Below are 22,824 nucleotides of genomic sequence, written 5' to 3'. Positions count from 1 at the left end.
CGCTCTCGCCTCTTGTCTGATTTCGTGGACCGGGGGATAAGCGCGCCCAAGTGCAGACGGAGAGACCAGATGATCGGACGATTGAATCACGTAGCCATTGCCGTACCTGACCTCGAGGCGGCGTCCAACCAGTACCGCAATGCGCTGGGCGCAAAGGTTGGCGATCCGCAGGATGAACCGGATCACGGCGTTACGGTCGTGTTCATCGAACTTCCGAATACAAAAATCGAGTTGCTCTACCCGCTTGGTGACAGCAGCCCAATTGCGGGTTTCCTTGAAAAAAACCCCTCCGGTGGGATTCACCACGTCTGTTATGAAGTCGATGATATTCTTGCTGCGCGGGATCATCTCAGGGAAACCGGTGCCCGGGTTCTCGGGGATGGGACACCGAAAATCGGGGCTCATGGCAAGCCCGTTCTGTTTCTGCATCCGAAAGACTTCAACGGTTGCCTCGTGGAACTGGAACAAGTCTGACCTGATCCCAAATTTGGGGAAAAGGAGTACGTAAATGTCCATCACCTCTGCCATCGTCCTGTTCGCCGTGATCTGGTTCATGGTGTTCCTGATCGTCATTCCGATCCGGCTCCAGACACAGGGTGATCTGGGACAGGTGGTGCCAGGCACGCATGCTGGCTCACCGGAGGTTCACAACCTCAAGAAGAAGGCGTGGATCACGACGTTTGTCAGCATTGCGCTGTGGATCGTGATTGCGGGTATCATTGTGTCAGGATGGATCACCATCCGTGACATTGATTTCTTCAACCGGATGGGGCCCGCGCCTGAATTTGGTGGTACAGGTGGGTAAACGTCGCCGCGCCAAGGATTGGGATCACGAGGTTCACCAGCGGTAGGGAAAGCGGCATTGCCATCAGCGTTCCGGCGATCCAGATCTTTCCGGCGTGGCGTTTGCGGAGCGCCTTGGCACCGGCGCGCCCTTCGCGCCGCATGGCTGCCAGCGTGAAGTATTCACGTCCAAGCAGAAACCCGTTCAACCCCCAAAAGATGAACAGGGCGAATGGCGGGAACATCACGTAGAGAATAAGCGCGAAGATATTCGCTCCGATTAGTACGCCCAGAAAATTGACTGTATCGCGAAGCGCGTCACCAAACGGAACGCGCTCTGCCTTGGGAAGATGTGAATAATGCTGTTCTTCGACTGCGTCCGCGACATCGTCGAGAAACATCGACGTGATTGCTGACGCGACGGGGACCATCAGAAAGACCGACAGAACAATCATCGAGATGAGGGCCGTCCAGCTGAGTAAGTCGTCCAGCCAGGTCACTTCTCCGATAAACGGCAGTGTCGCTTCCGGTCCCAACGTTGCGTTCAACAGCCACATAAGCGCAGCGAAAAACGCAACCAGCAGTGCAAATCCAAGTCCTATTCCCAGGAACAGAACTTTCCGAAACCGAGGATCGCCCAACTGGCCCAGGGTCAGAAGAAAACTGCGCAGGATCATGAGTCGAGCCAGGTTGTAATTGCGCCGATGTCCGGACGCGGGCGCTCGGGCGGAATGGCAGACGCCGTCCCAATGTGAATGAAACCGGCCACCCGCTCATTCTCCGACAGACCCAGCGCGGCACTGCAGAATTCGCTGCTGTGTGACGGCCACCCGCTGAGCCAGTTTGCGCCCCAGCCAGACGCCAACGCCGCATTCAGCAAGGCAAGGCATACCGCTCCGGTGGAGTAGGTCTGTTCGATAGGCGGGATCTTCTCGGACGGCTTCTGCACTTCGATCACCGCCACGCATAACGGGCTGTTCTCAAATTGGTTGCGCGCCTTGGTAATGTCCTCATCCGAACGTCCTGACTCACGGCCGCACTGGTCAACGGCGTTTGCAAGACGCGCCAGAGCAGCCTTTTCAAGAACGATGAAGCGCCAAGGCTCCAGTTTCCCGTGATCAGGCGTGCGCGCCGCTGCGGTCAGGATCGGCAAGAGCGCATCCCGATCAGGCGCGGGGTCCTGAAGCAGCTTGGCTGGGCGAGACCGTCGTGTCTGCAGGAATTCCAGAACTGCCGTGTTTTCCTCTGGCATGGGGCCTCCTTCGTCTTGTTTGCCGGACTTCGCCCCGGTTGGGGCTTTGGACAGGACAATTGGCGTGATAGGCCGAAACCATGTCGAAGAACAGTCTTGCCAGTTTTGCTCAGTCGGGCGCGACCCTCGCCGTGCGCGTCACGCCAAACGCCCGGGCCAATAAGGTGGAGATTGAGGATGAGACTATCAAGATCAGCGTCACCGCGCCGCCTGCGGATGGAAAAGCAAATGCGGCCGTAATCAAGCTTCTGTCCAAGGCGCTTGGTGTTGCAAAGACCCGTCTGAATCTCGTCCAGGGGCACAAGGGGCGAGATAAAGTGTTTCGACTTGACTAACTCGCCGCGTCTTCTCGGGAATACACGCCTTCCGGCAATGAAATCGCGGCAGCAAGATCCCGCATCTGCGACATTGACAGCGTAATCCGGTTCACACGATCCGTACGTGGATCGTACTGTTCAACCGTGATGCATTCTTCAAAACCGTTGACGATAACGTCTTCCTGAAGCGGGCCTTCGCCTTCATCCACAAGCGTCACAACGGTCGAGTCGAATTCGTGTTCGATGCTAAACATGTCTGAAGCGTAGCGCGGTGTCCGGTCAAAAGCCAAGTCGCATCTGCGGATAAACACCGATGTGATTTGACCACTGGCGGCCCGGCGTTGTTCACCTTATTTCTATCCACTCAGATGCAGGGAGTGACTGGATGCGCTGGCTCGTTCTATTGGCCTTTGCGGTGCTCGCAGCCTGTGATGTCGCGACCACGGCATCACCCGGTGCAGCACGTCCACAAAGCAGTGCGCCGCAGTTGACAGAACAGGAAGCGCGCAGTCGTGCCGGGATTGCAGCGCGCCAGTTCGTTTCCGTCGTGGAGACTGTAGAGCCAGTGGCCGAGCGCGAATGCCGAATGATGGCACCGCGCGCGAATTGCGATTTTCAGATCGTGGTCGATGACCGTCCGGGTCAACCGCCGAACGCCTTCCAGACGGTCGACCGCAATGGGCGCCCGATCCTTGCCTTTAACCTTGGACTGATCGCATCGGTAGAGAATGCCGATGAGCTGGCTTTTGTCATGGGGCACGAAGCCGCGCATCATGTTCTGGGGCATTTGGGTCGAACACAGCAGAACGCGGCGGTCGGCGCAGTGATTCTCTCTGGCCTTGTAGCGCTTGGCGGCGCTGACGCGGCAGCGGTCCAATCGGCCGAGCAGATAGGAGCCTCGCTTGGTGCCCGAACCTATTCCAAGGATTTTGAATTGGAGGCAGATCGTCTTGGTACGATCATCACTGCCCGTGCGGGTTACAACCCGGTGCGTGGCGCCCAGTTCTTCAACAGGATACCTGATCCCGGCAATCGTTTCCTTGGATCGCACCCACCGAACGCGGCGCGGATGGAAATGGTCCGCCGGACCGCTGAAGGTCTCTGAACCTACAGATTGACCTGCATCAAGGCTGGGGTTCAGCGCGCAGCTTAACCTTAGGGCAGAACAATGGGGAGCATTGTTATGTCCTACGACTCGAAACGTGAGGCGCACACGCAACTGGTTCTTGGTATGGCCGACCGTCAGGGGTTGGACCTTCAGGAGATGGTGCTGCGCGCCGAGATTTCAGAAGAACAGTTTGAACTGGCTGTGGACAGGTGCATGGGGTGCACCCAGCCCGATGCCTGTAAATGCCTGCTCGACAGCGCAGGCCCAGCATTGGAGTTGCCGGAGTACTGTCGCAATGGTGACATGTTCGGCGCGTTGAAACCAAAATGACAGAAGAACTGAACCATTCCCGATGGCGTCCGCTGGGCGATACAGGTGTGCACTTTTGGTTGGTGCAACGAATGGCCAAGACCTGTGGCGTCAACACCGCCCAGGCCGCGCGCGAAGGCGACATAGTCGAACAGGAATGGGTGGACATGGTGCAGCGCTGCCGGTCGTGCCAGTGGGTAAATGGTTGCGAGCGCTGGCTGGACAGAACCGATATCGACTCGTCTGCCACCCCGCCAGCAGACTGTCTCAACGCGGACCTGCTGCACCTGTTATCGAAGAGGCAGAACGATGGCACAGAATGAGATGGGAAGCCCGGAACTCCACTTCTGGCTGACGCGCAGCGTTGCGCGGGTGATGGGGGTAAACCTGTCAGAGGCCATGGCGAGTGACAGGATCACGGCACAGGATTATGCCTCTCTCGTGACCGCCTGTCGGGAATGCGCTCTGGTAGAGAATTGCAAGTGCTGGCTGGGCGAGCAGCTGGCTCTGACCAGCACTGCCCCGCCGGGATGTGCCAACACCAAAACCCTTGAAAGTCTTGCCCGCCACCACTGAGTCTGGCGGGCAGATGTGGTCAGACGCGCAGGTTCTTTGCGCTTTCCTTGATGCCCGCGTACTGGCCTGACGGGCGGAAGCGCCAAAGGTAATCCGGAAGGACGGCTTCAAGTGCGACAGGCTTGATGCCCAGATCTGCGAAGGTTTTCGCTCCATCCGATACGACATTGTCGTTGCGCAGGTTCTTGACCTGATCGCGCGTAATCATAGCCGGGATCAATCCGCCACTGATTGTGTTTGCGAAATCGGACAGCCCGCCCAGGATCGATGCTGCGAAGAAGGGGATGTTCACGATCAGACGGCGACGACGGATCACCTGAAGCATCTGCTGCATAAGCTCCCGGAACGTGTTCACATCCGGACCGCCCAGCTCGTAGATACCTGCGGCCGCTTTACCGGTGACAGCCATGCAGGCGGCTTTGGCGACGTCATCCACATATACCGGTTGGAACTTCGACTCTGCGCCGACAACCGGCAGGATCGGACCCAGACGGGTCATTCCTGCAAACCGATTGAAGAACTCGTCCTCTGGCCCAAACACGATCGACGGACGAAGGATCACAGCACCCGGCATGTGTTTGAGTATGGCCGACTCGCCCTCTGCCTTCGTGCGCTGATAGTCGCTTTCGCCTTCGGCATCGGCACCAATAGCCGAGATATGAACCAGCGTTTGAATTCCAGCTTCGGCAGCCAGCCGCGCAACCCGTTCTGCGCCTTCGGCCTGAACCGCCTCAAATGTGTTCTTCCCGGATTCCGCAAGGATACCCACACAATTGACCACGGCATCTGCCCCATGCATCGCTGCCCTGACGCTAGCGTCGTCACGGATGTTGCACAGGATTGGCTCGACCTGTCCGACAACGCCGTACGGTTTTACGAAGATCGCTTCGTTTGGACGACGCACCGCCACGCGCACACGCCAGCCATCCTTGGCCATACGCCGCGCGATATAACGCCCGACAAACCCCGATCCGCCGTAAATCGTGACAAGTTTGGACATGTGAATGCTCCCGGTCATAACTCGATTGACCTCTATCCGCGTCACCATCTGCGGGCAAGGTGTAGGATTGCCGCAAAGCGGTTGTCTGAGTTTGAAAAAAGCCCGTTGACACCCCCTGAGCACAAGATTAAACGCCAGCCTCACGACACCTGCCCAGGTGGCGGAATTGGTAGACGCGCTAGCTTCAGGTGCTAGTGTCCGTACGGACGTGGAGGTTCGAGTCCTCTCCTGGGCACCATAATTCCACATTAAGCAATTGATCATTAATGCTTTATTGGAATTGGTGTTGTTTGTACCCCCCTAAATATCCACCTTGGCGCTCATGGCGCTCATGGCGCTCATGGCGCTCATGGCGCTCATGGTGCTCGGCTGATCGTCACCGTTACGACTCACGTTGCGCCCTGTATAGCTTCTCGATCGTAGCTGTCGTTATAGATGCGATGCGGCATCGTTTCATTGACTTGACGCCCGATGCGCTGACGCGTCGAACCGAAGGGCCTATCTTTGGGTAGCTAAAATCTTGGAGCCAGAATGTATCGCCGCTTATTCCTTAATTTCGTGGTTGGGTTCCTAGTCGCCGGATGCGGGGCATCGAGAGAGGTACGTTTGGCCCGCAATACAACGCTGATAGTTACCCGACATGGCGACCGGGACGGTGAAGTTTTGAGCCTCAAAGGACAGCAGCGCGCGCTTGCCTTAGTGTCCGCGTTACAAGGTATGGCTCTGGACGCCATTTACAGTCCGGGGATAAAACGCAATCTCGACACCGCTGCGCCCCTGTCAAACGCTCGTGGCCTACCTATCGAACGCCGCACACAAGAAAACCCAGCGCCTCGTTTGGCACAGGAGGCCGCCGGTCGTTCAGTGATTTGGATTGGAAACAAGGGCAACATTCAAAATATCTGGGATAGTTTCGCGCTTCTTGAACCGGCGCCGCTTGAATACGGAGACCTACACATTGTTCGGGTTGATGCGAATGGACGCGTCACGGTCGAAAGGCGTCGGTTTGGGCCAACGTGATGTGCGTAATTTCGAATGTGTTACGATAATTCGCAGTCGATGCTTCTATGCACCGCTTACTTCAAGTCAACGTCCTCGATCTCAACGTACCACTTGGCAGCATTCTGAAGCCCTTTTGATTGCGCACCTGTGAACCGTCGGGCTTCTGTCTTTCTCCAAACCTCCCCATGGTATGGGTTGTCGGGAAGGTTGGGATCGTCCTTAATCGGATCGTATCCGACTGTCAGTTCTAGAGAGCGAATTTCAGCGGCTGAGAACGAAACTGCTCCGGGGAACTCCTCAGAGGTAACATAGTCTGTCGGGTCTACGTCGTTTTCGATCATAAGCGCCTCAATGTCGACTGACATGCCTTCCCGTGGCCCACTCGATTTCGCGTAGACTGCCGATGAAATCCGTCCGCGACGAGGCCCACCATTTTCAGTCCATACAATTTGGTGCGCCGGAACGCGTCTGATAATCGTGTCTTCGTCGTCGATTTCGGCTTCGTCGTAGGGTTGTGCCGCCAAAGAAAATCAGCCCCCGGCTTGTACCTGGATTTCTAAACGTTCGGTCGCTAACTCAGTGATCCATTCGGAGAGTTCGGTGAAATCGGTCTGGATTTCGATCTCTTCTTCGGTGTCATTCAGAAGGTCGGCCCGGTAGGCGACCACATCGTAAGGACCCAGAACATCTACTTCGACATCAAACTCGTTCATGTGCCATTCAAGGCGCATGGTGCCATTAGCCATAGGTACCAACTGCGGCGCGGGAAGAGACCGGTTGTAGAGCCGTTCGATGAGATTAGCTGCAAATTGGGCGCACGTGAACGACACCGGAACACCAGTGTAGCCATCCCAGCCTCTGCGAAGAGAAGTTAACACGTCAAAGCGTTCTTCAAGTTCTTTGACCCATTCCGATCTTGGGTTCGCAACCCGGACGCGCGTGCTGCGTATGCCTAGGGACGAAATCCCGTCAGTAACCGCACGATAGTTTGGAATCTCGTCTTGGAATGCCGTCGTGAAGTCACGTTGCGCGTTCATTCGACTTTCCCCCATTTCCGCTGGGCCACCGAGGTCGTAATCTCGGCAAAGCGCGTGACAATGGCATCCCTGCCAGCCGCGAAGAACGCCATTGCAGATTCAATGTCACTTCCAGCCGGTTTTCCTTTGAAGGTCAGCGACAGCCGGAAAGCACGTTGCTTTCCATCCGCCGTTAGGACCGACTGAATTTGGTGGTTGAGGCGCGCAAATGGTTTGCCATCCGCACCCTTTACCACCTCGTTGAAGCTGGTGTTCAGCGCTTCGACCTCAAACGACACACCATTCCACAATTCGAACCATTGCCCCGCGTCTGAAAAGCTATCGACTGGAATGATGTTGATATATGCGACCTCAGCCTGGTTGATATTTACTAGGTAGCCAAAATCAGACTCGAAGTGTTTGGCGATCTTCCTAATATTTGATGCAAAAGCCTCCGAAAGTCCTTCGAAACGCGGATAAGGCTTCGTATTGGGCTCGCGCCGCCAGTTAGTAATAAAGCGATCTGGCTGAAACTGGATCAGGTGATTTCCATCGTCGGATAGGAACCAGAGTCGACTGCCAACCGGTAAAGCGCCAACTTGGATGCGAGGACCGGCTTGGGCGTTCACGCCGCCGAATGTTTCAAACTGTGGTTCGAGAACCGGAAATTCTTGAACCGTCGGGAACTCTTCCATGAATAGGTCCCACACTTTCATCGAGTGGACCGACGCGTAACCGGGAATTGGCGCAAACTGCACGCCAATGACCACCTCGTCCAGAGGCGGATCGGTAAAATCAGGTAGGTGGTCAGGTCGCTGCATTAATTCCCTCTCAGGATCCTTTTAACCAAGCGAGAATCGTCAAGCCAGCGATAACTACACCTTTTATCTGAAAAAGCTTGACTCTTCCTTGGAAGCGATTCTGTCATCCTGACTCGGCGAGACTGCCATGCTTCGAGTTTGAGAAATGTTGCTCAAGATGGGCCCGAGCCCCCGACCTACAAGTTGAGGACTATTCTACCAGTTTCAGTGGCTCGATTCGCACAAAGCCGCTTTGGTGGTTCCATCTTCGCTCCGTCACCGGTCCGACTTGCTTTTGTGCGACAGCACAACATAACGTCCGAATTACTTATGGTTAAGCAATTTGGTGGAATATTATGAACAAGCGTAGCCTGAGTGAACGTGATATATGCTCGAAGTTCATTACACCTGCCCTTGTCTCCGCAGGCTGGAACATCGCGGATCAAGTCCGCGAAGAGGTCAGCTTCACCAAAGGTCGGATCATCGTTCGCGGCAAAATGGTGAGTCGAGGTGAGGGTAAACGTGCCGACTATGTCTTGTCCGTAAAGCCTAACATTCCCATCGCCATCATAGAGGCGAAAGACAACAAGCAGCCTGTTGGCGGCGGCATGCAACAAGCGCTGGATTATGCAGAAACCTTGGACATCCCATTCGTGTTCTCGTCAAACGGGGATGGGTTTGTGTTTCACGACCGCACCGGAGCATCGTCTGAGATTGAACAAAACTTAGGCTTGGATGAGTTTCCGAGTCCGCAGGACCTCAGGCAGCGGTACAAGGCTTGGAAAGGTCTGACTAACGCTGAGGCAAAGGTTGCTCTGCAAGACTACCATGACGATGGGTCCGGCAAAGAGCCGCGTTACTACCAAGTCAACGCCATCAACAAGACGATGGAGGCGATCGCCAAAGGCCAAGACCGCGTGCTGCTGGTCATGGCCACTGGGACTGGAAAGACGTACACGGCGTTTCAGATCATATGGCGGTTCCGGCAAGCATTCCCCGGCAAGCGCGTGCTGTTTCTCGCGGACCGCAACGTTCTAATCGATCAGACCATGGTCAATGATTTCAGGCCGTTCAGTGGCAAGATGGCAAAGCTTTCAACGCAATCGAAGACCATCGAAAGACCCGACGGCAGCAAGGAAAGCGTCACGCTGGCCATGGACAGTAAGCGCCGGATCGACTCCTCCTATGAGATTTACCTTGGTCTCTATCAGGCGATCACGGGCCCCAAAGACAGCCAGAAAATCTACAGAGAGTTTTCAAAAGACTTCTTCGATTTGATCATCATAGACGAATGTCACCGCGGCAGCGCGTCAGCGGACTCAGCTTGGCGGGAGATCCTCGATCATTTCTCGTCGGCCGTGCAAATCGGTTTGACGGCCACGCCTAAGGAAACTGAATACGCGTCGAACATCGATTATTTCGGTCCGCCTGTTTACAGCTATACGCTCAAACAGGGCATCAGAGACGGCTTTCTTGCCCCGTACAAAGTCATCAAGGTCCATATCGACCGCGACGTGCAGGGCTACCGGCCTGAGAAAGGTCAGCTGGATCGCGATGGAGAAGAGGTCGAAGATCGCCTCTACAACGCCAAGGATTTCGACCGCACGCTGGTTCTTGATGATCGAACGAAACTTGTCGCGAAAAAGGTCAGCGAGTTCCTGCGCGAAAGCGGTGACCCGATGGCCAAGACAATCGTGTTCTGCGTGGATCAGGAACACGCTGCACGCATGCGGCAGGCGCTCATCAACGAGAACGCAGACCTCGTCGCAAAGAACGCGCGATACGTGATGCGGATCACAGGAAATGACAAGGAAGGGATTGATCAGCTCGGGAATTTCATCGATCCTGAAGCCGACTATCCAGTCATCGTCACGACCTCGAAGCTTCTATCGACCGGTGTCGATGCTCAGACCTGCCGCCTGATCGTGCTTGATCGCGAGGTCGGCTCCATGACGGAGTTCAAGCAGATCGTCGGGCGCGGCACGCGGGTGCATGAAGACACACGCAAACTGTTCTTTACTCTGATGGATTTCCGTGGCGCCTCAAGTCATTTCGCCGACCCCGATTTCGACGGCGAGCCAGTTCAAATCTACCAGCCCGGCCCGGACGATCCGGTAAACCCGCCAGATGAAACGCCCGGCAGTGACGACGCCTCCATCTCAAAACAAGTTGACGAAAACGAGACCGTTCTGATCGATCCCAGAAACCAAGACCTGTTCAACAACCCAAACACGGGTCCGCGGGTCAAGGTCTACATTGATGGCGTTGGTGCTGACATCGTGGCGGAACGGGTTGAATACTTGGATGAAAACGGTCGGCTGGTCACCGAGTCCTTGCGCGACTACACCCGAAAAGCGATGCGCCAGCGGTTCACCAGTCTCGATGATTTCCTGCGTCGCTGGAGGCAAACGGACCGCAAGCACGCGCTGATAGAGGAACTGGCTGAAGAAGGGCTGCCGCTTGACGTGATTGCCAATGAACTTGGGCTGGATCTCGACCCGTTCGATCTGATCTGCCACATCGCCTTTGACGCAAAGCCTCTAACGCGCAAAGAGCGAGCCGAGAATGTTCGCAAGCGCGATGTCTTTACAAAATACGGCCCACAGGCCCGCGCGGTGTTGGAAGCTTTGCTGCAGAAATACTCGGATGATGGCGTCATCAGCATCGACGACCCCAAGATCCTGAAAATCAACCCCTTCTCCGGCATGGGCACCGAGGTTGAACTGATCCGCGCTTTCGGCAAGAAACCCGACTACATCCGCGCCGTGCATGAAATGCAGGCGGCGCTATATGAGGAAAGTGCGTAACCCATGTCCGTCCGCAACCTCGTCAAATCGATCCAAGGCATCATGCGCAAGGATACCGGCGTCGACGGGGACGCGCAGCGTATGTCGCAATTGGTGTGGATGTTCTTCCTCAAGATCATGGACGATCAGGACGAAGCGCTGGAAATCACACAGGATGACTACACGTCCCCCATACCCGAAGACCTGCAATGGCGCACATGGGCGGCGGATCCCGAAGGCATCACCGGCGACACCCTGCTGGATTTCGTCAATGATGAGTTGTTCCCGCGTCTCAAGCTCCTCTCACCGCAAATTGGCCCGCGCGCCAAGGTCGTCCGCGACGTCTTCGAGGATGCCTACAACTACATGAAATCCGGCCAGCTGATGCGGCAGGTGATCAACAAGATCAACGAGGTCGATTTCAACAACCTGTCTGAGCGCCAACACTTCGGTGACATCTACGAACAGCTGCTGAACGACCTGCAGAACGCGGGCAACGCAGGTGAATACTACACGCCCCGCGCAGTCACTGCCTTCATGGTCCGGCAGATAGACCCGAAGCCCGGTGAAATCCTCATGGACCCGGCCTGCGGCACGGGCGGCTTCCTGACCTGCGCGATGCGCCACATGCGGGACAACCACATCAAAAGCCCTGAGGATGACGCGCTAATGCAATCCTCCCTGCGCGCGGTGGAAAAGAAACCCCTGCCTCACATGCTCTGCGTAACCAACATGCTGCTGCACGGGGTCGAGGAGCCGTCCTGGGTGCGCCACGACAACACGCTTGCGCGTCCGCTGGTCAGTTGGGGGCAGGCGGACAAGGTGGACATCATCCTGACCAACCCTCCCTTCGGCGGAAAGGAAGAGGACGGGATCGAGAACAACTTCCCCACCTTCCGCACCCGGGAAACCGCCGATCTGTTCCTCGCCCTGATCATCCGTCTGCTCAAGGACAAGGGCCGCGCCGCTGTGGTGCTGCCCGATGGCTCTCTCTTTGGCGAAGGCATCAAGACCCGGCTCAAGGAACACCTGTTGGAGGAATGCAACCTGCACACCATCGTGCGGCTGCCGAACTCGGTCTTCAAACCCTATGCCTCCATCGGCACCAATCTGCTGTTCTTTGAGAAAGGCACGCCCACGCAGGACATCTGGTATTGGGAACACCGCGTGCCCGAGACGCAGAAAGCCTATTCCATGACCAAGCCGATCCGGCTGGAGCATCTGGACGACTGCGCCGCATGGTGGGGAGGTCCGAACCGCGAAGGGCGCGATGAAAACGAGCGCGCCTGGAAGGTGTCGATCGACGAGATCCGCGACTGCGGCTTCAATCTAGACATCAAGAACCCGCATGTGGTCGAAGAGGATTGGGGCGACCCCGAGACCCTGTTGGGCGACCTGACCAAGGCCGAATCTTCGGTCGAGAGCCTCCGCGCCGAACTGAAATCCATCCTGACCGAAGCGTTGGCCCGATGAACGCCGAACGGTTGCTGGAGGTCTACGAGAAGATCAGCGAAGCGCCGAATGCAATCGCGCGTCTGCGGCTGTTCGTGTTGGATTTGGCGGTGCGTGGGAAGCTGGTGGAGCAGGACGCGGGGGATGAACCAGCGACACAGCTTCTGAAGCGGATCGAGGTAGAGAAATCGCAAATTGTCCGTGACGGCAGGTTCAAGCAGTATGAGGGGACATTTGAAAGGAAGCAGGAAGAATTTGCGTTCCAACTCCCCGCGAACTGGCATTGGTGCTATTTGGATGATTTAGCTGCCGTTGCACGAGGCGGTTCGCCCCGCCCAATCAAATCATATTTGACGGACGACCCGAATGGAATTCCATGGATCAAAATCGGCGATTCAAATCGTGGCAGTATATACATCGACAGCACCGTAGAACGCATTAAGCCAGAGGGTCTTGCGAAGTCTCGACTCGTAGTTCCGGGGGATTTGCTTCTATCCAACTCGATGAGTTTTGGCTTCCCATACATCACGAATGTTGAAGGTTGTATTCACGATGGTTGGCTGGTCATTCGGACGCCTGAGAAACTCATCAGCAAACTATTCCTCCACGCGTTGTTCCTATCGGCGCACGCCAAGCGTTCGTTTGCGGAGGCAGCATCAGGCGCCGTTGTTCAGAATCTGAACGCAGATAAGGTAAGGCAGCTAACCGTCCCGCTTCCCCCTCTCGCTGAACAGCACAGGATCGTCGCCAAGGTCGATGAACTTATGGCGCTCTGTGATCGGCTGGAGGATGCCCGCAAGACGCGGGAGGAAGTGCGCGACAAGCTCACCGCCGCCAGCCTTGCCCGCCTGACCGGCCCCGACACCACGCCCGAGGACTTCCCCACCCACGCCCGCTTCGCCCTCGAAGCCCTCCCCGCACTCACCACGCGCTCCGACCAAATCAAGTCCCTCCGCCAAAACATCCTCAACCTCGCGGTTCGTGGGAAGCTGGTGGAGCAGGAGGCGGAAGATGAACCGGCATCGGAGTTGCTGGAAGCAATAGCGGTAGAGCAAAATGAACTGGCAAAAGCTGGAAAGTTCAAAAGGCCTAAACCGCTCCCACCTGTAGATATGACATTGGCACCTTTCGATCTGCCGTTTGGTTGGGCTTGGGCCAGATTTCCGGAACTTGGGACTTTCGGTCGTGGTAAATCCCAACACAGACCACGAAACGATCCCGCACTTTACAGGGATGGAGAGATTCCATTCATTCAGACCGGAGACGTCGCAAGGTCAGGTGGTCGGATCACGTCCAATACCGGCTTCTATAATGAAGTCGGTTTGGCGCAGAGCATGCTCTGGCCGCGTGGCACTATGTGCATCACGATTGCCGCGAATATCGCCGATAGTGGCATTTTGGACTTCGATGCCTGTTTTCCAGACAGCGTGGTTGGCCTCGTTCCAGCATCAATGTTCGATAACGCGAGATACTTCGAGTATTTCATCAGGACGGCGAAGGCGAACCTGTTGGAATTTGCTCCAGCAACCGCGCAGAAGAATATCAATCTGGGTATTCTTGAGACGGTCCTGATACCTCTGCCGCCTCTCGCCGAGCAACACCGTATCGTGGCCAAGGTCGACGCCCTCATGGCCCTCTGCGACCGGCTGGAGGCTTCCCTGACCAACGCCGACACCACCCGCACCCGCCTCCTCGAAGCCTTGCTCCAGGAGGCGCTGGAGCCCACTGCATCTATCCAAGAGACCGCTGAGTGACGATCACGCCACCCGCCTAATCGGACGCAGGTGCCGCTCGCTACTCTGCTCCGCCGATTGGAAACAGTGCACCGACCAAGCGTAGCTGGCTTTGGGATAGTCGACTAAATGCCGTCAGTCGAGAAACCTGAGCATTTCACTTGAGAGTTTTCTGGAGGCTTCTTCGTCGGGTTTCGGGATCAATGGGTCGATGAACTCGAAAAATGGGCTTGAGGGCGGTCCAACCGATTGCATGGCCTTTGCGTCCACTCCAAAGGTGGATAGGATGGTCTGCCAAGCATGGCGTGTATTCGCAAACTGCTGCAGATAATCTCTTGCCTTCGTTGGATCCAACCGCATCGCGACGAAGAAACCTAGTGCGCTTTCTTTGAGATCAGCCTCGGTCGCCATTGCCAGAGCAAACAACGTGTCGAGTCTTATTGTGAAGCGCGGGTCAATTCGGCGGTACTCAACTCTGGGGCAACTACTCCTCAAGCGTTGCACTTCGTCTTCGTCGCCGCGGGCGAGAGCCTCAACATACGCGGCTACGCGTTGTGTCGGTGTTAATGTCGCGTAGACCTTCTGCGATATCTTTTTCACCAATCATGCCTCCCAAGTGCTTTCTCAAGCGCGTCAAGTCGACCCTCCAACTGAGCCGTCTCCAGTGTCCGCCGATAGCTTTCCACCAAGGCCATAATGTGAGCGCCTTCGGTCGGGGTTAGGCCTCCAGACGCAACAGCATCAAGAACCGAGCCTGCCGCTTTTGCAGCGTCTTCCGCTGATCTCATTCGTGGCAGATCAAAGGTCACCGGAGCATCTTTGCGAGGCGGTGCAATACGCTCTAGACAAAGCCTCAGAGCCGTTGTGTCGCCCTCCAAAGCCAGTTCAACCGCTTTGCGGGTCAGTGCGTTAGCTTCGCCGTCCAACAGCGCCAGTGCGGCCTGTGTGGCTTTGTGGCGCGCGCCCTTCGGCTTGCCGGGATTGCCGGGAGCGAATGTGCCGTCAGGGCTACGACCTTCCGTATTTGAGCGGTTTTTACGGGTCATTTCTGAACACCAAATTATTGAATTCCGCTTCGCGAGCGCTGGCCGCGCCGAACGGTATGCGGCTTGGGATAGGATGCGCAGCCCCGCCTAGGGGGATGCGCAGTCCCTTAGGGGTATGGGGATAGTGGAACACAGGGGTTGGAACGGGGGTAGGCAAGGGGTTGGGCCCTAGGTTGGAAGGGGTTGGAGGGTCGGGTTGGAATGGGGTTGGAAGGTCAATCATTGGTCGGCCCTCGCCAGAAATGAGCGCCGCTTCGATGGCGGTCCTTCGGTTTCAATCTTGATTTTTTTCGCCGCAAGCAGACCCTCCATCGCCGTCTTCAATGCCTTCTTGGTCATGCCTTCGGAGTCAGGATGTTCCGCGAATACCTTTGGTGCGTACGTGGTCCCGCCCGCATGGTTCACGCGTCGCCCTTGTGCCGTGAAGGTATCCAGCAATTTCGTGAACACGCGTTGCGCTTTGGCCCCGGCTGCCATTTTGTCCATGCCTCCCTCGCTCGGCTCGAGGACAAAGACACCAGCCTTCCATTTGACATGCGTTTCACCGCCAATGCGGCCGTAGTTGGCCTTCATCGTCGTCAGCACACGGCGGTCAGGATCGGCCTCGAACGACCCGTCCTTGATCCGCGACAGGTACAAACGGGATCGCACAGAGTTATTCCAAGCGGTCGACCCGGATGTGCCGGTGCCGCTCGAGATCCCCGTCAGGGACGGATGGCCAAGCAAAACGACGGCACATTGTCTCTTGAGCGCGAGACCGCGCAGGATGCCGATAAACTGGCGGACTTTGGCCCGGTCGTTTTCGTTTGCCGGATAGACATCAGCCAGAGTGTCGATACCGATTAGCAGCGGAACTTCATCCGCAGCACGGGCATCGAGTTCTTTGAACAGTTCGGACGCCATCAATTTAACTTGTGTATCAACGGCGAGAAGCGCGTCTTCGCCAGCCAAGGAACGCAGGATCAGGCCCGACAAGTCGTCGTAGGTCCGGCCCTCGGCTCTCAGAATGTTATCAAGGCGGCGATGCAATTCTGCGTCGTCATCCTCCGCACTGATAAAGATAACATTGCCCTTGGGAACGGCCTTACCAATCCACTCGCGCCCGGTGGCAACGGCAACGGCCAGCTGCAAGGCCAGCAGGCTCTTGCCTGTGCCGCCGTCGCCGCCGAACAACGTGACGGTGTTTTGAGGGATAAGGTCATGCACAAGCCACTCACGCGGCGGTACAGGCGCTCCCTTAAGCGTAGCAGCGCAATAGAAGCGCGACTTCTCGCCGGCCTTGGCACGTTCGTCATGCGCCTTGGGATGCTCGGCTCGGTGCGCTTGGTCCTGGTGGTCCATATCGTCAAAATCGCGCATCATGCCGCCGCCCTCCGCTGCACGAATTCAAGGAAGGCTGCTTGACGGGTTTCCGGCGACCGGTTGAAAGACGCCAGCATGTACGCGTCACGCTCATCCTGAGTTGCCAAATCGGCCCAGAACGCGGCTTGGTCCATGATACCCGAGAAGGCTGCCTGCGGCTGTCCTGCATTCTGCGGCAAGACGGACGCGCAGACCGCCTCGACGTGTTCATTGCAGAGGGAGCGCAACGTCGCGTGGGCCAGTGCAGCGCGTTTGTGCGGTGCAAGACGCGCCTCCAGAACAACCGGCAAGCCAAGCCATGCATCGACTGTATGCAGCCACGCAGCGTAACCAACACAGCGCGCAACCTTCTTGATATCGGGGGGGATGTGCTGAGAAACGCTCATAACGATGCTTCCCCGATGAATTGCAACATCGTGTTGCGCTCGGCCTGCTCAATCATCTTGAGATGTTCGAGTTCGGATGCTGGCAAGTGACGCTCAATCGCGCCGCGAACCATGTCGCGCAGCTTGTCAGGCGGTATCGCGTCTAGTTCAGCCGCGAAGGGATAGGTCCACCGCTGGTCTGCGGCTGTCTTGCGCTTGGCGGGGCGGGTAGGAAGATCCAGCGCCTTCACTTGCGCGTAGGTCAGGGCCAAAGGTTCGAAGCTGACCGGGACACCATACTTACGCCCGAACCGCTCGACCTTCTCTTTCAAGGAAGCCTCAGCATCCCGTCCGCTGCGGTCGAAGTCATAGAGCGAATAGACCACTAGACGCTGGCCGGTGCCGCGCATGTTCTCGACGGCATCGTGAGCAAATGTTTCGGAAACGTAGCCACCGGTTGGCATGAGCGGCACTTCATACTCAGCCGTCACGGGAAAGATAACTCCTGAGAGCGCGGACTTCTCAATCCAGATTTCGACTTGCTCCGGGTGATTTGTCCACAGGCTTTTGCGATACGCCTCGGCAGTTGTGCGAAGCGCCTCTGTCCAGCCGTCATAAGTACGGGGTCGGCGCATGTAGCGTGTGCCATCGGAGATTACCCCGTAGGGCATTTTGCCCTCTCGGCGCAATTTCAGCACTTGAGTCTGCACCTTGTTATATCCTGCATCGGTCTTTTCGATGCCGGGAACGCCTGCGACGGTGGCCGCGTAGAACAAACCCCGCACAGTGACGGGACCATGCTCTTCTGCATATTCTATTAGAAATTGCGCTCGCGCTTCCATGTCGGCCTTGGTGGCGCGAGGGCGTTTTATCGGGCTAGCCTGAAAAATGTCCTTCATGTCGCGATCCCCGCAAAGCTGCGGAGGCGCTCGACCGAGCCAGACCGCCGATCCCAATAGAAGCTTGCGAAAAAAACGATTTGAGGCGTATTCTGCGTGAGAGGTTTTTCAGCTTCAAATTTGCTATCCGCCCCGGTCGCAGTTGCCGCTGCGCCGGGGTTTGCTCTCTGGTCGATCATTTTTTTTACGCTGCCTCCCCGCTTAGATTACGCAGATGGGTGTCAACGTCGGCTTCAGCCCAGTAAATACGGCCACCCAGTTTGATGGGCTGCGGCAAACGGCCCGCGGCCAAGTCGCCATAAATCGCAGAGCGTGAGCGATTGCCCAGCTTGGCGCGCAGTTCATTCAAAGTGAGGTAGTTTTCCATGCTGCACTGTCCTTTCTCATAAGGTGCAGTGCAGATTTGTCCTATTCAGGCTGTCGGCTCATCGGGTTGGTTTTTGCCTTTTCGCCCCGACGGTACGGCTTTCAACCACCTAAGTGCCCGTAAGGTAAATTCAGTAGGCAATCCTTTTTCTTCGCCGGTCATGAATGCACCCAGCGCAAGGCACAAGTGCCACTCGAGAGTCCAACGCTCCCGATTGCGCCAAATCTCATCAGCACCAGCGGCTGTAATACTCGCCCATCCAAAGCCGCTCGCCGCTTCCGCAAGGATGTCGCAGGCCGACACACCGCTGCTCGCTACACTTCGTGTCGGCGTTAAGTCGAAACCTGCTTCATTAGTCAGCACGTTTAGCGCAGCAATGCCAATTCGATTGCGGTTGGAAAGCTTCCAAGAGCGGTCCCCTCTTTTCTGGGGCGCGGTCGTGCCAGAAGCAATTTTCTTGGTAAGGTTATGGAGCGACGCAGGCAGTCGAGGCTTCCCAGTTGCAGCCTCTATCACCATCATTTGCGCCATCGTGAATGTGTCAAAGTCAGTTGCTGCCCAATGCGCAATTTCTGACCCTATGCCCTCCGAGATTTGGCCGTTCACGGCGAGTTCCGTTTCAGCGGCAAAGTGCAAAAGAAGGCTTTGGATTGATTTCGGAATGCCAACAAAAGATGCCGCACCGGTTACTGGGTTCGGTTGGTATGCGGTTTCGAAAAAATTTCTGGCCCAGTCCAAGGGGCGGTGTGTCCCGCCCCATTCATCAATTTGGGCACGAGCGAGGGCAGCGTTCAGTGACTCAGAAACTTCAGAGTTTCTTAAATTAAACGCTGCAATTATGGCCGAAACCGGCAACGATTTGGGTAAACCATTTCCTCGCATCTTCACCCATTTCCCGCCAACGTCACCACCTGCCCAGCACCGCCGTTCAAAAAGTCGGCCCAGCGCTCGGCTAGCGTGGCACGCTGTTCGAGGTAATCTGTCCGCCGATAGGCCCGCACCACACCGCCATCCACAACATGCGCCAACATCGCTTCTGCGACTTCGTGCGGGGCGTCAGTGGCTTCGGCCAGCCATGTGCGCAGGCTGGTGCGAAACCCATGCGGGCGCGCTTTTAGCCCCCGCCGTTCCATGTGCCGTGACAGCGTCATGTCGCTAATCACGCCGCCACGCGTGTTCGGAAACAGATAGCCGTTGCGGGCGTGCGGACGCGCTAGATCAATCACGCGTTTCGCTTCATCTGACAGGGGCACACGGAAGTCCTCAGTTGCGCCCTTTCGCCCCTTCATGGCGTCAGCAGGGATGGTCCAAATGTCACCGTCGATTTGCTCAAGCCGCAAGTTCCGCAGCGGCCCAGAACGCACGCCGGTCAGAATGAGAAGGCGCAGCGCCAGATGGGTCAGTGTCGGTTCTTCGAGGCTTGCATAGAAGTCAGGCACATCGCGCCAATCCATCGCCGGGATGTTTTTCGGCTTGTGGCGCGACTTGCCCAACAGAGCCTTGGCTTTCTCGGTTGCCTGCAAATCCACATCCAAGCCCAGCGCCGCCGCATGACGCAGGACGATAGAAAGACGGTTCATGGCTTTGCGCGCCGTGTCGGCTTTCGTGTGCCAGATGGGGGCCAGCGTGTCGCGAATGTCGCGCTGGTCTAGTTCAGTCACGGGAACACGGCCCAGTTTGGGCAAGACGTGAAGGGTTAGAGGTGACAGCCATCGCCCAGCCGCGCCATCGCCCTTCAATTCTGCTTTTCGGGCTTCAAACGCATCAGCCGTGATAACGGCAAGCGAAATGTCTTCGCGCCGCGCGGCGCGCCGTTCGGCTTCCCGTTCTCTTATGGGATTGCGACCTGCCGCCGCTACCTTTCTCCAGCGGTCTCGCAATTTGCGGGCTTCGGCCAAGGACACAGTTGGGAACCCACCCAAACCCATTTCTTTGCGTCTACCGTAAACGGTGACGCGTAACACCCACTGCGCCCCGCCGTCGTCACGTTTTACCAGCCACAGACCCGCACCATCGCAATGCTTGCCGACAGGGGCATGTTTGATGAATTGAGCCGAAAGTCTGTTCTGGGCGCGCATTCTGTGTCCACCGAAATATCCACCCTAGGTTATTGGATGCAGGCGAACACGGCAAGACAGAACGGGATAGATAGGGCAGTGTTTTTAGGGGGATACTGACAAAGATGGACAAATAAAAACATTGTAATACAATATGTTGGTGTCTCTCCTGGGCACCATTCCCCATACAACTGATTATTGTTTTTATGCGCTGTTGTGTGCGTGCGCGATGGCTCGATGTGCTTGACGTGTGTCTCGATCTCGCAAAGGCGAGTATTGATCTGACTCAAGGCCGAGTTCGGGCATCTGTCCTACGAATCGAAGCGATGGTGATGTGAGGGGTATCTTGGCACCGCAGCCCCGTGCTGTTGGTGGAGTTGACTGCGCATTTAGCATTTTGGGGTGAACATCGGATGAGTGACGATCCCTACAAGGTCCTTGGGCTCACGAAATCTGCAACGCAGGACGAGATCAAGAAGGCCTACCGAAAGCTCGCCAAAACCCTGCATCCCGATCTCCATCCGGGCGACTCATCCAAGTTGGCCGAATTCCAGGCGCTCTCAGCAGCCTATGAGCTATTGGGTGACCCCGAGAAGCGTAAGCGCTTTGATGCGGGAGAGATTGATGCGAGCGGGCAGCAACGCCCGGAACGGCAGTATTACCACCACTACGCAGGGCAGGACGCCGGGCAACGTTATGATCCGGGCCGGGGCACGCATGAGTTTGAGGACATGTCGGATGTGTTCTCAGATCTCTTTGGACGTCGCTATCGCAGCGGAGGAGGTGAGGCATGGCAGTCTTTCAACGCACGTGGTCAAGACACTCGATATCACCTGACAGTCGATTTTCTTGATGCTGTGCTTGGAAGCAAACGCAGCGTGACCATGCCTGACGGGAAGGGAATCGAAATCGCGATTCCGAAAGGTGTCAGGGACGGTCAGACGCTGCGGCTTCGCGGAAAAGGCTCGGCGGGGATAGGAGAAGGGCCACCCGGCGATGCGCTGATTACAATTGCGGTACGTCCACATCCTGTGTTTGCCCGCGATGGCGATGACATCGAAATCGAGCTGCCGATCACAGTGGACGAGGCTGTTCTGGGTGCCAAAGTCGACGTGCCGACAGTCTCAGGCACGGTTTCCATGTCCATCCCCAAGTGCGTGTCCTCTGGTCGGAGGCTGCGTCTCAAGGGGAAGGGTGTTCAACGCGCCAAAGGGGGTGCCGGCGACCAATTTGTGCGGCTGAAGGTCGTTCTGCCGGATGTCATTGAGTCCGAGTTGGAGGACTTGGCCAAGCGATGGCGTGAGGTGTCGCGGTTCGACCCGCGAAAAGACCTGCGGAGGCAAACATGAGTATGGACGAACGTCGGGTGCTTGCCGAGGTGCGGCGCGTAACCCTCAGGGAGTTGCGTTTCTGGGTGCGCGAGGGATGGGTCAAACCGGCGCAGAGTGATGTGGGGCCGATGTTTGACGAAGTTGATGTTGCGCGGATCAGGCTGCTTTGTGATCTCAGGAAGGACATGCAGGTTCCAACGGATGCGCTTCCAGTTGTGCTGACATTGATCGACCGGTTGAACGAAACGCGGCGAGATCTGAGTCATCTGGCCCGCGCCATTGACAGTTTGCCGGATGAGTTGCGGGCCTCTGTCGCGGAACAGGTCCGACGCGTGAGAGGCAAAAGCTGAAGGGACGGAGCCTTTCGAGTCAGAGTGCTTCCGTCAGACGGGTCCAGGCATCAAGTGTGGCTGCATTTGATGTTGTAGACCACCTTTGCGCGACAAGATCCATCTCGATACCGCCAAGCGTGTCTTGAAGATTGGTGAGCTCACCCCTCCTAAGGGCAGGTCGTGCGAGGGCTTCTGGGACCCAGGCCACTCCAAGACCCGATTGCGACAGTTGAAGCGCGGCGGTGGAGAGGCCCGTTTCGGTGACGACGCTGACGCTGCACCGACCTTCCAGTGCCGGCAGGACGTGGCGGGTGATCGCAGCTCCGAGAAACACGTCCGCAGGATACCCAATGATTCTCAGGACTCCGGAATTGAACAGTTTCATCAGCTCCGTTGCGTGTGCGGTACCACAGACAGGGATAAGTGTTTCTGACCCAAGGACGGCTTCTGTAAGGAAGGATGGCAATTCTCCGATTGGTTCGGACTTGATCCGGTAGGTCAGGGAAATCGCTGCCTGACGTCGTATGAGAAGCGTCTCGCATTCGTCGCGGTTGGCAGAGCGAAGACGAACGTGCGTGTGGCTGGGCTCGGCGACCGACTTGATGATTTGCGTTCCCAGAGAGGTTGTAATGGCGTGCTGGCTTGCGATCACGAGCTGCCTGAGCCCCATCGTCTGTTCCTGCCGCATGTCCGAGAGTAGCAACCGGGTTTCTGTTGCGAGCTTGCGGAGTTCGGCCTCTCGATCACGCAGCACCGAGGATGGGCCGCTAGGTTTCACCGATCGGTCGATCAATTCGATCCCGAGCACTTCTTCGAGAACTTTGATGCGCCGCGAAAACGCGGGTTGTGTTATATTTCTCAGGCGGGCTGCGTCCGCAACGCCACCACTGTCCAGAAGGGCGACAAGGTCTTCGATCCAGTCTATGCGCAT

General features: G+C 56.8%; 29 protein-coding genes and 1 tRNA gene. 14 read left to right on the top strand and 16 right to left on the bottom strand.

The genetic code is table 11. From position 1 onward, the window contains the following. Positions 1-69 precede the first annotated feature (69 nt). Together mce and MGEO_RS18695 are read left to right on the top strand one after the other, a co-directional pair. On the top strand, positions 70-474 hold the full coding sequence (gene mce / locus MGEO_RS18700; RefSeq protein WP_085641229.1) for a methylmalonyl-CoA epimerase: 405 nt from the start codon (positions 70-72) through the stop codon (positions 472-474). Between the two features lie 34 nt (positions 475-508). After that, a complete protein-coding gene (locus tag MGEO_RS18695) occupies positions 509-805 on the top strand; it encodes a DUF1467 family protein (protein ID WP_085641227.1) in 297 nt (98 codons plus the stop codon). Here the strand turns inward: MGEO_RS18695 and MGEO_RS18690 are convergent. Together MGEO_RS18690 and MGEO_RS18685 are read right to left on the bottom strand one after the other, a co-directional pair. Further along, positions 759-1,460: an EI24 domain-containing protein gene (locus MGEO_RS18690; protein ID WP_085641225.1), complete on the bottom strand. Its 702-nt coding sequence runs from the start codon at positions 1,458-1,460 to the stop codon at positions 759-761. The two genes, MGEO_RS18695 and MGEO_RS18690, sit on opposite strands and share 47 nt — an antisense overlap. Continuing rightward, on the bottom strand, positions 1,457-2,035 hold the full coding sequence (locus MGEO_RS18685; protein ID WP_085641223.1) for a nitroreductase family protein: 579 nt from the start codon (positions 2,033-2,035) through the stop codon (positions 1,457-1,459). Before MGEO_RS18685 ends, MGEO_RS18690 begins: the two co-directional genes overlap by 4 nt. A gap of 80 nt (positions 2,036-2,115) precedes the next feature. Between MGEO_RS18685 and MGEO_RS18680 the strand changes: the two genes are divergently transcribed. Then, on the top strand, positions 2,116-2,370 hold the full coding sequence (locus MGEO_RS18680) for a DUF167 domain-containing protein (RefSeq protein ID WP_085641221.1): 255 nt from the start codon (positions 2,116-2,118) through the stop codon (positions 2,368-2,370). On the opposite strand, the gene MGEO_RS18675 is transcribed toward MGEO_RS18680, so the two are convergent. Next, positions 2,367-2,606 (bottom strand): hypothetical protein, encoded by a 240-nt coding sequence (locus tag MGEO_RS18675; protein ID WP_085641219.1) that lies wholly within the window; start codon positions 2,604-2,606, stop codon positions 2,367-2,369. The two genes, MGEO_RS18680 and MGEO_RS18675, sit on opposite strands and share 4 nt — an antisense overlap. 131 nt (positions 2,607-2,737) lie before the next feature. Between MGEO_RS18675 and MGEO_RS18670 the strand changes: the two genes are divergently transcribed. The 4 genes from MGEO_RS18670 (at position 2,738) to MGEO_RS18655 (ending at position 4,345) form a co-directional block, all read left to right on the top strand. Continuing rightward, the gene (locus tag MGEO_RS18670) at positions 2,738-3,457 is read left to right on the top strand and encodes a M48 family metallopeptidase (RefSeq protein ID WP_085641217.1); all 720 of its coding nucleotides are present in this window, start codon (positions 2,738-2,740) and stop codon (positions 3,455-3,457) included. Positions 3,458-3,535: 78 nt separating this feature from the next. After that, positions 3,536-3,790 carry a DUF6455 family protein gene (locus MGEO_RS18665; RefSeq protein ID WP_143746302.1) on the top strand — a complete coding sequence of 85 codons (255 nt, stop codon included), beginning with the start codon at positions 3,536-3,538 and terminating at the stop codon, positions 3,788-3,790. Beyond that, complete coding sequence (locus MGEO_RS18660) at positions 3,787-4,092, top strand: DUF6455 family protein (protein WP_085641214.1); 306 nt, start codon at positions 3,787-3,789, stop codon at positions 4,090-4,092. The genes MGEO_RS18665 and MGEO_RS18660 overlap by 4 nt, the downstream gene beginning before the upstream one ends. After that, a complete protein-coding gene (locus tag MGEO_RS18655) occupies positions 4,079-4,345 on the top strand; it encodes a DUF6455 family protein (RefSeq protein WP_085641212.1) in 267 nt (88 codons plus the stop codon). Before MGEO_RS18660 ends, MGEO_RS18655 begins: the two co-directional genes overlap by 14 nt. Positions 4,346-4,364: 19 nt before the next feature. Here MGEO_RS18655 and MGEO_RS18650 read toward each other — a convergent pair whose 3' ends face one another. Then, complete coding sequence (locus MGEO_RS18650) at positions 4,365-5,345, bottom strand: complex I NDUFA9 subunit family protein (protein WP_085641210.1); 981 nt, start codon at positions 5,343-5,345, stop codon at positions 4,365-4,367. A gap of 151 nt (positions 5,346-5,496) precedes the next feature. Here MGEO_RS18650 and MGEO_RS18645 point away from each other — a divergent pair. After that, positions 5,497-5,583: transfer RNA gene (locus MGEO_RS18645), tRNA-Leu, on the top strand. 368 nt (positions 5,584-5,951) lie between these two features. Continuing rightward, complete coding sequence (locus tag MGEO_RS18640; protein ID WP_233140005.1) at positions 5,952-6,365, top strand: histidine phosphatase family protein; 414 nt, start codon at positions 5,952-5,954, stop codon at positions 6,363-6,365. A 56-nt stretch (positions 6,366-6,421) separates the two neighbouring features. Here the strand turns inward: MGEO_RS18640 and MGEO_RS21780 are convergent, their stop codons facing one another. The 3 genes from MGEO_RS21780 to MGEO_RS18625 all read right to left on the bottom strand — a co-directional run bounded on the left by MGEO_RS21780 (position 6,422) and on the right by MGEO_RS18625 (position 8,184). Beyond that, positions 6,422-6,712 carry a hypothetical protein gene (locus MGEO_RS21780; RefSeq protein WP_233140004.1) on the bottom strand — a complete coding sequence of 97 codons (291 nt, stop codon included), beginning with the start codon at positions 6,710-6,712 and terminating at the stop codon, positions 6,422-6,424. A 165-nt stretch (positions 6,713-6,877) separates the two neighbouring features. Next, a complete protein-coding gene (locus MGEO_RS18630; RefSeq protein WP_085641204.1) occupies positions 6,878-7,384 on the bottom strand; it encodes a hypothetical protein in 507 nt (168 codons plus the stop codon). Beyond that, positions 7,381-8,184 (bottom strand): TIGR04255 family protein, encoded by an 804-nt coding sequence (locus tag MGEO_RS18625; protein ID WP_085641202.1) that lies wholly within the window; start codon positions 8,182-8,184, stop codon positions 7,381-7,383. The genes MGEO_RS18630 and MGEO_RS18625 overlap by 4 nt, the downstream gene beginning before the upstream one ends. Before the next feature lie 335 nt (positions 8,185-8,519). Between MGEO_RS18625 and hsdR the strand changes: the two genes are divergently transcribed. Genes hsdR through MGEO_RS18610 form a run of 3 tightly spaced genes read left to right on the top strand, consistent with a single transcriptional unit; the run spans position 8,520 to position 14,155 of the window. Further along, a complete protein-coding gene (gene hsdR / locus MGEO_RS18620) occupies positions 8,520-10,970 on the top strand; it encodes an EcoAI/FtnUII family type I restriction enzme subunit R (protein ID WP_085641200.1) in 2,451 nt (816 codons plus the stop codon). Positions 10,971-10,973: 3 nt separating this feature from the next. Further along, a complete protein-coding gene (locus MGEO_RS18615; RefSeq protein ID WP_085641198.1) occupies positions 10,974-12,422 on the top strand; it encodes a class I SAM-dependent DNA methyltransferase in 1,449 nt (482 codons plus the stop codon). Further along, entirely contained in the window at positions 12,419-14,155 is a 1,737-nt protein-coding gene (locus MGEO_RS18610; RefSeq protein ID WP_085641196.1) for a restriction endonuclease subunit S, read from the top strand. The genes MGEO_RS18615 and MGEO_RS18610 overlap by 4 nt, the downstream gene beginning before the upstream one ends. A 114-nt stretch (positions 14,156-14,269) precedes the next feature. Here the strand turns inward: MGEO_RS18610 and MGEO_RS18605 are convergent, their stop codons facing one another. From MGEO_RS18605 to MGEO_RS18565, 8 genes are all read right to left on the bottom strand, one after another. Continuing rightward, positions 14,270-14,734 carry a hypothetical protein gene (locus MGEO_RS18605; protein WP_085641194.1) on the bottom strand — a complete coding sequence of 155 codons (465 nt, stop codon included), beginning with the start codon at positions 14,732-14,734 and terminating at the stop codon, positions 14,270-14,272. Next, entirely contained in the window at positions 14,731-15,180 is a 450-nt protein-coding gene (locus MGEO_RS18600; RefSeq protein ID WP_085641192.1) for a DUF5681 domain-containing protein, read from the bottom strand. The genes MGEO_RS18605 and MGEO_RS18600 overlap by 4 nt, the downstream gene beginning before the upstream one ends. Before the next feature lie 219 nt (positions 15,181-15,399). Beyond that, positions 15,400-16,542, bottom strand: coding sequence for an AAA family ATPase (locus tag MGEO_RS18595; protein WP_233140002.1), 1,143 nt, complete (start codon positions 16,540-16,542; stop codon positions 15,400-15,402). Continuing rightward, positions 16,539-16,928 carry a hypothetical protein gene (locus MGEO_RS18590; RefSeq protein ID WP_085641190.1) on the bottom strand — a complete coding sequence of 130 codons (390 nt, stop codon included), beginning with the start codon at positions 16,926-16,928 and terminating at the stop codon, positions 16,539-16,541. Before MGEO_RS18590 ends, MGEO_RS18595 begins: the two co-directional genes overlap by 4 nt. Continuing rightward, positions 16,925-17,806, bottom strand: a complete 882-nt coding sequence (locus MGEO_RS18585) for a hypothetical protein (protein ID WP_085641188.1) — start codon at positions 17,804-17,806, stop codon at positions 16,925-16,927. Before MGEO_RS18585 ends, MGEO_RS18590 begins: the two co-directional genes overlap by 4 nt. Positions 17,807-17,990: 184 nt before the next feature. After that, the gene (locus MGEO_RS18575; protein WP_085641184.1) at positions 17,991-18,173 is read right to left on the bottom strand and encodes a helix-turn-helix transcriptional regulator; all 183 of its coding nucleotides are present in this window, start codon (positions 18,171-18,173) and stop codon (positions 17,991-17,993) included. A gap of 45 nt (positions 18,174-18,218) precedes the next feature. Next, complete coding sequence (locus MGEO_RS18570; protein ID WP_085641182.1) at positions 18,219-19,055, bottom strand: hypothetical protein; 837 nt, start codon at positions 19,053-19,055, stop codon at positions 18,219-18,221. Positions 19,056-19,057: 2 nt separating this feature from the next. Continuing rightward, positions 19,058-20,251, bottom strand: a complete 1,194-nt coding sequence (locus MGEO_RS18565) for a tyrosine-type recombinase/integrase (RefSeq protein ID WP_085641180.1) — start codon at positions 20,249-20,251, stop codon at positions 19,058-19,060. Positions 20,252-20,643: 392 nt separating this feature from the next. On the opposite strand from MGEO_RS18565, the gene MGEO_RS18560 reads away from it, so the two are divergent. Continuing rightward, a complete protein-coding gene (locus MGEO_RS18560) occupies positions 20,644-21,579 on the top strand; it encodes a DnaJ C-terminal domain-containing protein (protein WP_085641178.1) in 936 nt (311 codons plus the stop codon). Further along, the gene (locus tag MGEO_RS18555; RefSeq protein WP_085641176.1) at positions 21,576-21,911 is read left to right on the top strand and encodes a MerR family transcriptional regulator; all 336 of its coding nucleotides are present in this window, start codon (positions 21,576-21,578) and stop codon (positions 21,909-21,911) included. Before MGEO_RS18560 ends, MGEO_RS18555 begins: the two co-directional genes overlap by 4 nt. Before the next feature lie 19 nt (positions 21,912-21,930). Here MGEO_RS18555 and MGEO_RS18550 read toward each other — a convergent pair whose 3' ends face one another. Then, on the bottom strand, positions 21,931-22,824 hold the full coding sequence (locus tag MGEO_RS18550; protein ID WP_158091053.1) for a LysR family transcriptional regulator: 894 nt from the start codon (positions 22,822-22,824) through the stop codon (positions 21,931-21,933).

It is taken from the genome of Marivita geojedonensis (genome assembly GCF_002115805.1).
GTDB classification, from domain to species: Bacteria; Pseudomonadota; Alphaproteobacteria; order Rhodobacterales; family Rhodobacteraceae; genus Marivita; species Marivita geojedonensis.
This window is presented reverse-complemented; position numbering and strand designations above follow the sequence as displayed.

Bases quoted from the DNA above. Each gene is read 5' to 3' on its own strand.
- mce (WP_085641229.1), top strand. From the start codon at position 70: ATGATCGGACGATTGAATCACGTAGCCATTGCCGTACCTGACCTCGAG.
- MGEO_RS18695 (WP_085641227.1), top strand. From the start codon at position 509: ATGTCCATCACCTCTGCCATCGTCCTGTTCGCCGTGATCTGGTTCATG.
- MGEO_RS18690 (WP_085641225.1), bottom strand. From the start codon at position 1,460: ATGATCCTGCGCAGTTTTCTTCTGACCCTGGGCCAGTTGGGCGATCCT.
- MGEO_RS18685 (WP_085641223.1), bottom strand. From the start codon at position 2,035: ATGCCAGAGGAAAACACGGCAGTTCTGGAATTCCTGCAGACACGACGG.
- MGEO_RS18680 (WP_085641221.1), top strand. From the start codon at position 2,116: ATGTCGAAGAACAGTCTTGCCAGTTTTGCTCAGTCGGGCGCGACCCTC.
- MGEO_RS18675 (WP_085641219.1), bottom strand. From the start codon at position 2,606: ATGTTTAGCATCGAACACGAATTCGACTCGACCGTTGTGACGCTTGTG.
- MGEO_RS18670 (WP_085641217.1), top strand. From the start codon at position 2,738: ATGCGCTGGCTCGTTCTATTGGCCTTTGCGGTGCTCGCAGCCTGTGAT.
- MGEO_RS18665 (WP_143746302.1), top strand. From the start codon at position 3,536: ATGTCCTACGACTCGAAACGTGAGGCGCACACGCAACTGGTTCTTGGT.
- MGEO_RS18660 (WP_085641214.1), top strand. From the start codon at position 3,787: ATGACAGAAGAACTGAACCATTCCCGATGGCGTCCGCTGGGCGATACA.
- MGEO_RS18655 (WP_085641212.1), top strand. From the start codon at position 4,079: ATGGCACAGAATGAGATGGGAAGCCCGGAACTCCACTTCTGGCTGACG.
- MGEO_RS18650 (WP_085641210.1), bottom strand. From the start codon at position 5,345: ATGTCCAAACTTGTCACGATTTACGGCGGATCGGGGTTTGTCGGGCGT.
- MGEO_RS21780 (WP_233140004.1), bottom strand. From the start codon at position 6,712: ATGTCAGTCGACATTGAGGCGCTTATGATCGAAAACGACGTAGACCCG.
- MGEO_RS18630 (WP_085641204.1), bottom strand. From the start codon at position 7,384: ATGAACGCGCAACGTGACTTCACGACGGCATTCCAAGACGAGATTCCA.
- MGEO_RS18625 (WP_085641202.1), bottom strand. From the start codon at position 8,184: ATGCAGCGACCTGACCACCTACCTGATTTTACCGATCCGCCTCTGGAC.
- hsdR (WP_085641200.1), top strand. From the start codon at position 8,520: ATGAACAAGCGTAGCCTGAGTGAACGTGATATATGCTCGAAGTTCATT.
- MGEO_RS18615 (WP_085641198.1), top strand. From the start codon at position 10,974: ATGTCCGTCCGCAACCTCGTCAAATCGATCCAAGGCATCATGCGCAAG.
- MGEO_RS18610 (WP_085641196.1), top strand. From the start codon at position 12,419: ATGAACGCCGAACGGTTGCTGGAGGTCTACGAGAAGATCAGCGAAGCG.
- MGEO_RS18600 (WP_085641192.1), bottom strand. From the start codon at position 15,180: ATGACCCGTAAAAACCGCTCAAATACGGAAGGTCGTAGCCCTGACGGC.
- MGEO_RS18595 (WP_233140002.1), bottom strand. From the start codon at position 16,542: ATGATGCGCGATTTTGACGATATGGACCACCAGGACCAAGCGCACCGA.
- MGEO_RS18590 (WP_085641190.1), bottom strand. From the start codon at position 16,928: ATGAGCGTTTCTCAGCACATCCCCCCCGATATCAAGAAGGTTGCGCGC.
- MGEO_RS18585 (WP_085641188.1), bottom strand. From the start codon at position 17,806: ATGAAGGACATTTTTCAGGCTAGCCCGATAAAACGCCCTCGCGCCACC.
- MGEO_RS18575 (WP_085641184.1), bottom strand. From the start codon at position 18,173: ATGGAAAACTACCTCACTTTGAATGAACTGCGCGCCAAGCTGGGCAAT.
- MGEO_RS18570 (WP_085641182.1), bottom strand. From the start codon at position 19,055: ATGCGAGGAAATGGTTTACCCAAATCGTTGCCGGTTTCGGCCATAATT.
- MGEO_RS18565 (WP_085641180.1), bottom strand. From the start codon at position 20,251: ATGCGCGCCCAGAACAGACTTTCGGCTCAATTCATCAAACATGCCCCT.
- MGEO_RS18560 (WP_085641178.1), top strand. From the start codon at position 20,644: ATGAGTGACGATCCCTACAAGGTCCTTGGGCTCACGAAATCTGCAACG.
- MGEO_RS18555 (WP_085641176.1), top strand. From the start codon at position 21,576: ATGAGTATGGACGAACGTCGGGTGCTTGCCGAGGTGCGGCGCGTAACC.
- MGEO_RS18550 (WP_158091053.1), bottom strand. From the start codon at position 22,824: ATGCGCATAGACTGGATCGAAGACCTTGTCGCCCTTCTGGACAGTGGT.